Below are 12,545 nucleotides of genomic sequence, written 5' to 3'. Positions count from 1 at the left end.
CGCAAGGGGACACGTCCCCTTAACCCCAGTTAGAATAATTTTTTTGGGAAGTGTGCAAAAAGGTTCGGTTCTTTTTATTGAGAAAGGTAGTGGCGCGTAAGCCGTGATTATTTGAAAAAACAAAATGTTATCGCAGACAAAAGTCTTTGGAGATTTTTAAAAACAGTATCCCCACGTACGTGTTTGGCACTCAGCGAAAGGTCTCCGACGGGCAGGCGGGCGCTGCCCCCTGCACTCCCGCAAGGAGACACATCCCCTTGACCCTGATTAATAAACACACCTAGTAGAAAAGGCTAACTTACTGCTAGCCAATGAGCAATAACCGTACACCACCGCCCCACACTGTCACATTTGCAAGTTCACTAGCCTCAGCACGATGTGCAATGCCATGCAGTGCCCCTACTCGCACATAGTGTTGATAAATATCCCAATGCCCACCATGAAAAAACTGTTCTGCAAGGGAGCAAATATATTGGGAGGGGAGCTCTATATTGCGTTCTGCAAGAGCAAAATCAATCAGCAATGCCTTAGGAGCAATACGCAAACATTCTCGAACAATACGCTCTGCTGTTTCAGGTTCGAATTGATGTAAGGAAAAGCTGACAATACAAAGATCGTAGGTTCCGTCTGCGACTGATAAGGTTGGGACTGGGGCTTTAGGGTTTTCTTGTGAATAAGAAAAAATAGAATACAGCGTATTGATATCGATTGATTCAATCTGATTAACAGACTCCGCTAAGGCAGATTGCAACGAATCAGTATTCTCTCCGAGAACCAATACTCGTTTTGCACCAGTGCTCTGCGTCAAAGCTACTGCCTGCGTTACAGTGCTTGTGATAAGCTTCTTCCACAAAAAAGACTTCATAGCGCACATGCTATTTACCCTTCTTTTCAGAATTGGTTTTCAGCACACGCTGTATTTCTTCACGAACAACATTTTTCACGTCAGCCATCTCCGGTAATGCAGGCAGCGTCTCCAACAACTGCTCCATGACACCACGCTCATGCATCAACTGCATAGCTGTGCGATACTCCAGACCGAAAACCCAACTTGAAAGCAGCAGCTTAAAGTCATTCACATACTGCATGTCTACATATCGAACAGGTTCACCATGCAGAACGTTATGTAAAATTTGAGGTGTGTATAATTCTGCACCATCTTTAAGACCAAGCGTTACAACATCACTTTTTGATCCGTCATGTGTAAAATTCGAAACAAGCACAGGAAAAATATCCAATTTATCGCTGTCACGGACAATGGTTGTAGCAACGCGGATATGGTTAGGCAGCATTGCAGGTAATGAAAATTTATTATGCAAAGCAACTACTGCCCGCACTGCTTGCTGCATCTCTCTTGACTCACCGGCAAGCACATTTTCATGGCGCAATATGCGACATCCAAGCAGCCCGTGATTAACAGAGTTTCGATCACTGTATGTTTTGTAAACCTTGTACTGCTCGAAGCGCCCTACATCATGAAAAAGCGCACCAAGCAATGCAGCTTTCCGCAGATCTGAGTCCAAGGAAAGCGTCGCTGCTATCTGTGCTGCATTATCAAGAACACGCAACGTATGGTCACGTTTTAAATCAATATATTGCTGCTCATTACTGCTTTGCTGAGTGTACCGCTCAACATATTGCGCAAACCATTCGAGATACGGCGAAAGTTCCGAGAGCATTCCTACTTATCCGTTGCACTTTCTTTTTCTTTTGCGTCCAACGCTGCCTGAGCATCTGCTGCGGCTTTCTCTGCTTTTGCTGTAGACTCTGCTTCCTCATTCCACTCATCCCACTTCTTCTCTCTAAAAAATCCCTTTGGTCCGAAAAGAGTACGCAAGTAGATGATGATAAACATGAAAAATATAAATATAAGAGCATACTGCCCATATCGTGTCGAAATAAAATTAGTGACGGCTTCATCCAATGTTTTGGATTCAACTACGCTCTGAAGCCAAGATAAAAACTTTTCAAACACTACAACCTCCGGTATTACACCTGCTCTTCGCTAGTCAGTGGCAACAGTAATTTCCACCGTGTTACATCCCAAACGTGCACACAAAAAACATTGTTCATTTTTTTCAGCCCAGTACACGTACGTAGAGGAAATTCTGTTGTCCCAACGTATTGATTCTGTTAGTTTCAGGCGACATTCAATTGTATCAGTTGTTCTGCAAAACAGATGCTATAACTTAACCTGCTGACAAAATTCTTACCTGCCAGCTTACAATATTACTGTCAGACAAGAACCCAGTAGAAATTTACAAACAGGTCGCTGATCGCTTTGCCATTCTTCCGTCATATGCGGAGCTGTCATCAATTTAAAAGCAGTGCCCAAAAACCTTCCACAATAGTTGCGAGCCATGTCAGATTTTGTACATTTACACTGTCATACAGAATACAGCCTTCTTGATGGCGCTATCCGTTTAGAAGACCTTTGTCAAAAGGCTTCTGAGTTTAACATGCCTGCCGTAGCCATTACTGACCACGGTAATATGTACGGTGCCGTCTATTTTTATCTCATGGCAAAAAAAGCCGGAATCAAGCCAATCATCGGGTGTGAGGTGTATGTATCGCACGGAGATCATACAGAAAAAACCGGTGAAATGGCTAAAAAGCGCTACCACTTGGTTTTGCTTGCCAAAAACGAAGAAGGCTACAAAAACCTTTGTGAGATTGTTACAGAAGGCTGCATTAACGGCTTCCACTACAAGCCGCGTGTAAGCAAAGAAATTTTACGCAAATTCAGCGACAACCTTATCGCTCTGTCCGCATGTCTCGCTGGCGAAGTTCCACGCTACCTGCTGAACAACACCATGGACGAAGCTGAAGAAATTGCACGCGAGTATGCAGAAATTTTCCCTGACAGATTCTACCTTGAGCTTCAGTCAAACGGCTTGAAAGAGCAGGATGAGCTGAACGACAAACTTATAGAACTTTCCAAGCGCACAGGTTTACCGCTTGTTGCAACTAACGACTGCCACTACCTGAATGCTTCCGATGTTGAAGCGCACGACACCCTGCTTTGTATCCAGACCGGTGCAAAGGTTCAGGATGAACGCCGCATGCGCTTTGATACCACAGAGTTATACTACAAATCGCCTGAAGAAATGAAAGCCGCATTTTCACACGTACCGGAAGCTATTTCCAACACGGTAAAAATTGCGGATGAAATTGATATCAACCTCACTCTCGGTGAATACTACTTCCCTGAATATGAACTTCCTGAAGGCGTCAGCATGGCTGAAGAATTCAGTCGCATGTGCCGCGAAGGTCTGCAAAAGCGCATTGATACCATTCCGTACAGTATCGATGAAAAAGTCTATTGGGACAGGCTTGAGCTTGAACTTAAAGTTATTAATGACATGGGCTTCCCTGCCTACTTCCTCATTGTTCAGGACTTTATTAACTGGGCGAAAGATAACGGCATTCCAGTAGGTCCTGGGCGTGGTTCTGCTGCGGGTTCCATTGTTGCATGGGCTTTGCGCATCACCAACCTTGACCCGATTCCGTATGACTTACTCTTTGAACGATTCCTGAACGTTGAACGTGTATCCATGCCGGATATCGACGTTGACTTCTGTGAACGACGCCGAGGGGAAGTTATCCGTTATACCATGGAGCGGTATGGGGAAAACAAGGTAGCGCAGATTACTACCTTCGGTAAAATGAAGGCGAAAGCGGTAATTCGAGACGTTGCCCGTGCTCAGGGGCTCACATTTCAGGAAGGCGATAAGATTTCGAAACTTATCCCTGATGAAATGAAAATGACCATTCAAAAAGCGCTGGTTGCAGAGCCGGAGCTTGCAGACCTGTATCGCAACGACCCTACTGTCACCAAACTTATTGATATTTCACAGCGTCTGGAAGGGCTTTGCCGCCATGCATCTACGCATGCTGCGGGTGTTGTTATTTCAGACAAACCTATGGTGGAATACCTGCCACTGTACCGAGATAAAAAAGGCGGCAGGGTAACGCAGTTCGACATGAAAAAAGTCGAAGAAGTCGGTCTTGTAAAATTTGACTTCCTCGGTCTGCGCACCATGACGGTTATTCAGGATGCCGTTGACAACATCGGCTTTGCAGGAAAGCCACAGCCGGATTTAGACACACTGCCATTTACCGATGAGCCTACATACGAGCTGTATCAACGTGGCGACACGGACGGTATTTTTCAGGTTGAATCTTCCGGCATGCGTACCTACCTCCGTATGCTCAAGCCGAGTTGTTTTGATGACATCATCGCTATGCTTGCCCTCTACCGTCCGGGTCCTTTGAACTCCGGTATGGTTGATGAATTCATTAAGCGTAAACACGGCGAAGTGCCTGTTGTATACCCTCTGCCATCTCTTGAAGACTGCCTGAAACCGACATACGGAGTTATCGTATATCAGGAACAGGTAATGCAGATTGCCCAGATTGTCGGCAACTATACCCTTGGTGGTGCGGATTTGCTCCGCCGAGCAATGGGTAAAAAGAATGCCGACGCAATGGCACAGGAACGTACTAAATTTGTTGCCGGTGCAGCAGAAAACGACATTCCGAAAGAAAAAGCCGAAGAAATTTTCGACTTAATGGAACAGTTCGCAGCCTACGGTTTTAACAAATCTCACTCCGCTGCCTACGCTCTTATCTCATATTGGACTGCGTACCTTAAAGTACATTATCCTGTAGAATTCATGGCTGCCCTCATGACATCTGAAATGGGTAACCAAGATAAAGTTCTTAAATATGTTGCCGCATGTCGTGACATGGACGTTGCAGTTAAGCAGGCAACCGTTCAGGCATCACGCAGACAATTCACTGTGCACAATGGCGAAGTAATTTTTGGTCTGGGCGCAATTAAAACAGTAGGTGATGAGGCAATCCGTGAAATTGTGGAAGCACGCGAGCAAGACGGTGAATTTCAATCTATGCTCGATCTCACCTGCCGCGTAAACCTTCGCAAGGTAACCAAGCGAGTTCTGGAAAACTTGATTAAAGGCGGCGCGATGGACTGCTTCGGTGTTTCTCGCCGAGGAATGCTTGCCGCACTTGATAGCGTTGTCGCCAAGGCACAAAAAAAAGCAAAAGACAAAGATTCTAACCAAGTTTCTTTATTCACCATGATTTCCGAAGAACCAAAAGTTATTGGTGGAATTGGATTTGATTGTGAAGAGCAGACACTCGAAGAATTTGATGACGAACAAAAGCTGCGATTTGAAAAAGACGCTCTCGGCTTCTATTTGACAAGTCACCCGCTGCAACCATTCCGCCGCGAGCTACATCGTCTGCACCTGCAACCACTTGAAGAAGCGGTTGATCTCGATCAAGGTGGAGAAATCAAATGCGCTATTCTGGTAACTGCAATTAAAGAGCATATTACCAAGAAAGGCAGCAAAATGGCGTTTGTGGATATCGAAGACCTGACCGCTTCCGGCGAACTTGTCGTATTTCCAGAAGCGTATGCAGAGGGAAAAGAGCTGCTCTACAGTGAACAACCTTTGCTGCTTACCGCACGCATCAGTGACCAGCAAAACAATGAAGATTCTGATGACGAAGACGCAGTAAAAGAGATTAAACTGCTGTGCGAAAAGGTAGAATCACTCACTGAGGCATGTCAGTGCAACCTTGAGCCGACAACTATCGAAATTCCGCACGGAAAGCTGTGTCAGCAGGCAATCGCCGAACTTAAAGAGCTTTTAATAAAACACAATGGTCCTGTACCTGTTTACGTACGTGCCATGATTAATGATTCTGATGCAATTTTTAGTCTGGATGAAGCGTACTCTATTCATCCGGGTCCTCAATTTGAAAAAGACTTCACCAACTGGAAAGGAGTAACACATGGCTAACGGTATCTGGCGGTTGACGGTTCGTTCCGACTTTGCAGCCGCACACGCACTTCGCAATTATGACGGTAAATGCGAAAATATTCATGGGCACAACTTTGCCGTTGAAGCTGTGGTAGAAGGTGACAAACTTTCTGAAGATGTAGAAATTCTGCTCGACTTCAAAGTAATGAAAAACAAACTGAAAGAAGTAACAGAGCTTATCGACCATAAAGATTTGAACTGTACTCCGCCGTTTGACGCAATGAACCCGTCTTCCGAAAACCTCGCCCGTTTCATTTATCAAGAACTGGGTAAACGCATCGAATCATACGGCGTGCGTGTTCACTCTGTAACTGTGTCTGAAAAAGCTGCACAGTCCGCGACCTATTTGGAGTTATAAGTAATGATGGAGTTAAACTGGCAGGTGATTTTTGAAATTGCTATCACCCTCTTTCTGATTTTTGACCCATTGGGTAACGCCGCTGTATGTTTGCCGATGCTTGGTGCTTTTACGCCCAAACAGCAACGTCAGATCATGCTTCGCGAAGTCGTTATCGCTCTGGGTATTATCCTTCTATTCACCTTCCTCGGCGACAGCCTGCTTGGTCTATTAAATATCCATCATTCAACATTACGAATTGCGGGCGGTATTATTCTGCTCATCATTTCAATGAAAATGGTGTTCCCACAAGGAAACGGTGCTTCCTCCGATTTAGAGAAAGACCCTTTTATTGTGCCGATAGCTGTTCCGCTTCTTGCTGGTCCTTCCTTGCTTGCAGCAGTAATGTTGTACGCTGCGCGCTCTCAGGAAAGCCCACATGGTAATGCGGAACTTCTGACAGCCATCTTTTTATCTTGGCTGGTCACCTCAATCATTCTGTTATGTGCCTCCTCTCTCACAAAGATTCTCGGACAACGAGGATTGCGAGCGACCGAGCGCCTCATGGGGCTTATCCTCATTTTTATGGCAGTACAGATGCTTGAAGATGGCATCCGCATGTTTATTGAAACATTTTAGAGCACACCACAAACAAAGCCCCTTTCACATAATGAAAGGGGCTTTGTTATTTTTATATACAGCTCACTTGCTAGTGAAAGCCTGTAGCGATCACTGCAAAAAAGAACAGGTAATTTTTTACAGCTATTTTTTAGCAAATAAATCCTGAACAGCTTGTTTAATTCCACTTTTATTGATTCCAAGCTGCTCACGCAATTCTACCTGAGCACCATGTTCTACCCATTGATCTGGAATTCCCAAACGCTTCACTCTACAGTTTTGAAGAGCGTCATTGTCAGATAACAATTCCAACACCGCAGAAGAAAAACCACCTTGCAATGCATTTTCTTCAAGCAGCAAAAGGGAGTCGTGGGTGCTTGCTAATTCGAGCAATTGCTCTTTCGGCAACGGCTTAACGCAACGGGCATTAAAAACTGTTGCCTGTTTTCCAGTTTCCGCCGCAAGCTCTTTTACCGCTTCAAGCGCTGGATATGTGCGGGAACCAACTGCAACAACAGCTACGCCGCTACCTTCCAGCAACACTTCGCCGGTTCCAATTGTAAACGGCTCAGGCTTTTCTTTTAGTGGAACACCGTATCCTGCACCGCGTGGATAACGGATAGCAACAGGTCCATCATGCGCGAGAGCAGTTGCCATGCAGTCCGCTAACTCAGATTCGTTAGATGGCACAAGCACTGTCATATTTGGAATATGACGCATGTAGCTTAAATCAAATACACCGTGATGGGTTGGTCCATCTTCACCGACAATGCCGCCACGGTCGAGGCAGAATGTGACAGGCAGATTCTGCAAACAAACATCGTGCACAATCTGGTCGTACGCACGCTGCATAAATGTTGAATAAATAGCGACAAATGGACGGTACCCCTGTGTTGCCAATCCTGCGGCAAAAGTAACCGCGTGCTGTTCACAGATGCCCACATCAACAAAACGTTCAGAAAATTTCTTTTCAAAGCAGGCAGTGCCCGTACCTTCCGGCATAGCTGCTGTAATAGCAACAATACGGTCATCCTGCTCAGCAAGATCGCACAGCGTATTCCCGAATACTTCAGTGTAGGTTGGAACCGCATTAAGCTTGGCAACCTTCTTGGCTTGCCCTGTTTCCGGTTCAAACCGCCCTACACCATGGAAAAATGTCGGATTGGATTCAGCAGGAGCATACCCCTTACCTTTTTTGGTAAGGACATGAAGCAAAACAGGTTCATCCAAATCCTGATATAGTCTAAAAGCACGCTGCAATGCTTTAATGTCGTGCCCGTCGATAGGTCCCATGTAGTTGAAATGAAATGCTTCAAACAACATACCGGGGGTAAAAAAACTTTTGAGGCTATGTTCACTGCGGCGAGCATAGTTAAGCATTTCTTCACCGATGGCAGGAACCGCGTTCAAAATAGTTTCAACATCTTTTTTGAAACGCCGAACCCAGCGGGAAGACAAGTTACGTGACATAAAATGTGACATTGCGCCGACATTTTTGGAGATAGACATTTCGTTATCATTCAAAATAACGAGCATTTTTTTATCTACATGCCCCGCCTGATTAAGTCCTTCGAACGCAAGACCGGCAGTCATAGAACCATCACCAATAACAGAAATGACTTCATTCTTTTTGCCGGAAAGCTCTCTGGCTACAGTCATACCCAATGCAGCAGAAATTGATGTAGAGGAGTGCCCCACTCCGAAATGATCGTACGGGCTTTCCGCCATTTTAGGAAAACCGCTTACACCATCTTTGGTTCGCAGGGTATGGAACTCATCCTTACGTCCGGTTAATAATTTCCAGGCATACGCCTGATGTCCTACATCCCACACTAATTTATCATGATCGAAATCAAAAACAGACATCAGCGCAAGTGTTAGCTCAACAACCCCAAGAGAAGGAGCTAGGTGACCACCTGTCTGAGAAACTACGGAAATTATTTCTTCTCGCAACTCCCCTGCAAGGCGCTCAAGCTGAGCTTGATCGAGCTTGCGAACATCCGACGGCAAGTTAATGCTGTCTATAAGACGAGGAGTAGATTGGCTCTTATCAGGCATTATAAATCCGGGTGCTAGTAGTTAGGAATGAAGCATCATACCATTTGCTGATAAAGGTAGTGTACTCTTTATGACACTCTGTCAATAATGTACTGAGCCAGCTTACGCAAAAACAGTGCCTCAGCTCCATCAAATGCTGTGAGTTGCTCAATGGCTGTATCAACACGTTCCTGAGCAAGTTCTCGGCTTTTTTCAATTCCGAGCATGCTTGGATAGGTATTTTTCCCTTGTTCAAGATCACTGCCGACAGGCTTTCCAAGCTCTTCTTCAGTTCCAGTCTCGTCTAAAATATCATCAACTATCTGGAATGCTGCACCGATGTTTGCACCATATGTTCGAATGCACTGTTGTTCTTCTGCGCTGGCACCACCCAAGATTGCACCACATTCACAAGAACATCGAATCAACGCGCCTGTCTTCATAGCATGCATTGTCTGCAATTCTTCAAGAGAAACGTCATTACGCCCCGTAAAATCCATATCCAGCTGCTGACCGCCGACCATACCACCAGAACCCGCCGCAACTGCCACAGTATTAACAGCAGAAAGAACTGAAGGCGCAGAAATATGTTGTGCAGTTTCAGTCATCAAAACAAATGCTTCGGTCAGCAATCCGTCGCCAGCCAATATTGCTGTTGCTTCATCAAAAGCTTTATGATTGGAAGGCTTGCCGCGACGCAGATCGTCATCGTCCATTGCAGGAAGATCATCGTGAATAAGCGAATACGAATGAATGCATTCAATGGCAGAAGCAAAGGGCATTACGTGTTCTTTTTTAGCACCAAGCATAGCGGCAACCGCAAGACACAAAACAGGGCGCAGGCGCTTTCCCCCCGCCAGCAAACTATATTCCATAGCAGCCTGCAAACGTTGAGGAATATTTCTATTATGCAAGCAGGTAGAAAGATAATTTTCGACAGCATCAGCCTCTGTTTTAAGCACGGATTTAAACTCCTGCGCACTCATCATCGTCATTCTTTATTCCACCTACTCTGCTGATGTCTCAGCAGCTTTTTCTTCATCAAAAGGAACTTCGCCTTCCTCAGTAAAAAGACGAATTTCATTCCGTGCATTTTCCAACTGGGTACGGCATTCTTTTGATAACGTCATACCTTCTTTATACAATGCCACGCTTTTTTCTAACGCAAGCTCTCCGTTTTCCAATGATTCAACAATGGTCTGAAGGCGCTTCAACTGCGTTTCAAAATTTTTCTTTCGTGCTGCCATGAAACTCTCTCTATTTGAACCTGTTGACAAAAACGTGTTTATTAGATGCAGATACGGCTGCATAGCATGCAGTGTATGGAAATATACTATTTCCTTCTACGGTAGCTACATCGACCACCAGCTAAACCACGTTCGCTTTTGCCATCAATCTTAGTTTGTTGCTGAAAAAAGCGGCATAGGGTCGACAGCCACATTCGCAATCTTCACCCCAAAATGCAGATGAGGTCCTGTAACTCGACCAGTTGCGCCAACCTTCCCGATAACCTGCCCTTTTTTAACTCGGTCACCTTCATGCACAAGTAATTTTGACATGTGGCAATAGATGCTCACAACACCTTGACCATGATCGATGTACGCTACTTTACCGGAAAAAAAGTGGGAAGCTGCAATGCGAACCACTCCGCTTGCAAAAGCCTTAATAGGCGTTCCTGTTTTGCCACGTAAATCTACACCACTATGCGGTTTTCGAGGTTTGCCATTGAAAAATCTTTGCACACCAAATTCGCTGCTCACGCTGCCGGATACCGGACGAATAAATTTTCCATCCCACATACGGTTTCCAAGCGGGTTTTCCATGACCTTACGCACGTTCGCTTTTTCAGCATAATGTCGATCTAAGCTTTTCTTGCTTAACTCAACATATTTTTTATTAACCTTAAGATGCTGTTCACGATATTTTTTGTGTTTTACTGGCACAGTGCGAGTGATGGTGTTTGTTCCAACTACATTTTCTTCTATAGCTGTAACTGCAAGCGTCTTTTTAGAAAAATCTCGGGGTAATGCTAATAATGCCAGTCCGGTGTACCCATGTTTTGTCTGTGATACTTCAACCGGAACCTCTTGTTCGTTCCATTTCAAGAGGACAGGAAACTCTGAATCAGAGTGCACCGTTACAAAAAATGCTCGTCCGTTCATTACGGTTTCAGGTAAATCAATCTGGAGTGCTCCCAGCGCCGGAACGGCACTAAGCAGAATAACACATACCAACAACACAGCACGACGAATCATCCATCACTCCTTTTTTTCATTGTTTCAACCTGAACGCCAACAGAACCGTCTGCCACCATTACGTGCAGATGCTCACCTTTTGTAACATCATCCACACTGCGCACAAATGTTCCATCTTTCTTCTGAACTAGGCTGTACCCGCGTTCTAACGGTTTTTCAGGATTAAGGCTTTCCAACAGAATAGCAGCTCGGTCAAGCTTGCGCTCTGCCATTGTGAACAGGCTATCCCCCGCCCACTTCAGTCTGCTTTCCAAAGTATGAATTTTTTGTAGCTGATATGTAACAGCACCTTCACCAAAAGCTCGCTTTATTCGCTCTTCACTGTATGCGACTGTACGCTCTACTGTTTCAAGCTTCAAGGCTAACGCCCTTTCAAGACGTTCTGAAAGAGTGACAAATTGCTCATCAAGCCGCCCTAATTTTTGTACTGGAGAAAGCCAGCCAAGCCCGCGTTCCAGCGTACTCAGGCTATGCTCCTTTGCACCTAATTGCCGTTCAATTCTTCGGGCAAGACGCATTTCAAGCTCATCCAACGCTTGAACAAGCATTGCGCGTTCCGGCCAAAGTAATTGTGCAGCATGACTTGGTGTAGCAGCACGAACATCTGCCGTCATGTCAGCAATTGTCGTATCAACTTCATGTCCCACACCTGCAATAACAGGAATTGCAGAACCAAAAATTTTTTCTGCAAGCGTTTCGTCATTAAACGCCCACAAATCTTCTATAGAGCCGCCACCGCGTATGAGAACTATGACATCTGCCCAGCCATCAGCATTCACTCTGTCCATCTGATCTGCTAGCTGCCCCGCTGCAAGATCGCCCTGAACAAGTGCCGGATAAATACGAATCTGTGCTCCCCAGCCACGGGCGTCAGCAATGCGCAGAAAATCTTGTATCGCAGCGCCGGATGGCGCAGTTATTACTGCAACCTTTTGTGGATGATACGGCAACGGACGCTTGCGCATGGATTCAAAAAAGCCTTTAGCAGTCAACTTTTGCTTCAGCGCCTCAAATTCCATAAACAGTTTCCCAAGCCCGACATCCTGCGCCAGTTCAACAACAAGTTGATAGCTACCGCGCGGTGGATACACATTGAGCCTGCCCGCACACATAATTTCCGTACCATTCTGCATGGTACGCGCAAGGCTCGGTCTTGGACCGTCTTCAAACACTTCCCCTGTAAGAGGGTCAAAGTGTTCATCGCCACGCTGATTCCCTTTAAACCAGACACAATTTAATACCGCATCGGCATCTTTAAGAGAAAAATACATATGACCGGACGCTGGACGTGAAAGGTTGGACACCTGACCGCGTACCCAGACAAACGGAAACGCACCCTCAAGAGTTTTCTTAAGGGCATCTGTTAATTCTCTGACTGTAAATATCTGGCTCATGAATACCTTTGCCTCCGGCAGGCAGATTTGCTGACTCCAACGGATATTATGT

Annotated in this window: 11 protein-coding genes; 3 read left to right on the top strand and 8 right to left on the bottom strand. The window is 45.5% G+C overall.

Annotation, left to right across the window (positions count from 1 at the left end; genetic code table 11):
* Positions 1 to 304 precede the first annotated feature (304 nt).
* The 3 genes from N4A56_RS09385 to N4A56_RS09375 are packed head-to-tail and all read right to left on the bottom strand — an operon-like array spanning position 305 to position 1,975.
* The gene (locus tag N4A56_RS09385; RefSeq protein ID WP_295546763.1) at positions 305 to 865 is read right to left on the bottom strand and encodes a class I SAM-dependent methyltransferase; all 561 of its coding nucleotides are present in this window, start codon (positions 863 to 865) and stop codon (positions 305 to 307) included.
* A 10-nt stretch (positions 866 to 875) separates the two neighbouring features.
* Positions 876 to 1,679, bottom strand: a complete 804-nt coding sequence (locus tag N4A56_RS09380) for an HD domain-containing protein (protein ID WP_293668184.1) — start codon at positions 1,677 to 1,679, stop codon at positions 876 to 878.
* A gap of 2 nt (positions 1,680 to 1,681) precedes the next feature.
* Positions 1,682 to 1,975 (bottom strand): hypothetical protein, encoded by a 294-nt coding sequence (locus tag N4A56_RS09375; RefSeq protein ID WP_293668185.1) that lies wholly within the window; start codon positions 1,973 to 1,975, stop codon positions 1,682 to 1,684.
* Between the two features lie 385 nt (positions 1,976 to 2,360).
* On the opposite strand from N4A56_RS09375, the gene dnaE reads away from it, so the two are divergent.
* Genes dnaE through N4A56_RS09360 form a run of 3 tightly spaced genes read left to right on the top strand, consistent with a single transcriptional unit; the run spans position 2,361 to position 6,828 of the window.
* Complete coding sequence (gene dnaE, locus N4A56_RS09370; protein ID WP_295546759.1) at positions 2,361 to 5,831, top strand: DNA polymerase III subunit alpha; 3,471 nt, start codon at positions 2,361 to 2,363, stop codon at positions 5,829 to 5,831.
* Positions 5,824 to 6,210: a 6-carboxytetrahydropterin synthase gene (locus tag N4A56_RS09365; protein WP_293668189.1), complete on the top strand. Its 387-nt coding sequence runs from the start codon at positions 5,824 to 5,826 to the stop codon at positions 6,208 to 6,210. The genes dnaE and N4A56_RS09365 overlap by 8 nt, the downstream gene beginning before the upstream one ends.
* A 3-nt stretch (positions 6,211 to 6,213) precedes the next feature.
* Entirely contained in the window at positions 6,214 to 6,828 is a 615-nt protein-coding gene (locus N4A56_RS09360) for a MarC family protein (protein ID WP_295546757.1), read from the top strand.
* Between the two features lie 123 nt (positions 6,829 to 6,951).
* On the opposite strand, the gene dxs is transcribed toward N4A56_RS09360, so the two are convergent.
* The 5 genes from dxs to xseA all read right to left on the bottom strand — a co-directional run bounded on the left by dxs (position 6,952) and on the right by xseA (position 12,493).
* Positions 6,952 to 8,865: a 1-deoxy-D-xylulose-5-phosphate synthase gene (gene dxs, locus N4A56_RS09355; RefSeq protein ID WP_293668193.1), complete on the bottom strand. Its 1,914-nt coding sequence runs from the start codon at positions 8,863 to 8,865 to the stop codon at positions 6,952 to 6,954.
* 68 nt (positions 8,866 to 8,933) lie between these two features.
* Positions 8,934 to 9,833, bottom strand: a complete 900-nt coding sequence (locus tag N4A56_RS09350) for a polyprenyl synthetase family protein (RefSeq protein ID WP_295546929.1) — start codon at positions 9,831 to 9,833, stop codon at positions 8,934 to 8,936.
* An 18-nt stretch (positions 9,834 to 9,851) separates the two neighbouring features.
* Positions 9,852 to 10,091: an exodeoxyribonuclease VII small subunit gene (gene xseB, locus N4A56_RS09345; protein ID WP_293668195.1), complete on the bottom strand. Its 240-nt coding sequence runs from the start codon at positions 10,089 to 10,091 to the stop codon at positions 9,852 to 9,854.
* Between the two features lie 150 nt (positions 10,092 to 10,241).
* A complete protein-coding gene (locus N4A56_RS09340) occupies positions 10,242 to 11,099 on the bottom strand; it encodes a M23 family metallopeptidase (protein ID WP_295546754.1) in 858 nt (285 codons plus the stop codon).
* Positions 11,096 to 12,493: an exodeoxyribonuclease VII large subunit gene (xseA, locus tag N4A56_RS09335; protein WP_295546752.1), complete on the bottom strand. Its 1,398-nt coding sequence runs from the start codon at positions 12,491 to 12,493 to the stop codon at positions 11,096 to 11,098. The genes N4A56_RS09340 and xseA overlap by 4 nt, the downstream gene beginning before the upstream one ends.
* Between the last annotated feature and the right edge of the window lie 52 nt (positions 12,494 to 12,545).

It is taken from the genome of Halodesulfovibrio sp. (assembly GCF_025210605.1).
Lineage (GTDB): Bacteria > Desulfobacterota > Desulfovibrionia > Desulfovibrionales > Desulfovibrionaceae > Halodesulfovibrio.
The sequence above is the reverse complement of the archived record's forward strand: the minus strand, read 5'-3'. Positions and strand labels throughout refer to the sequence as shown.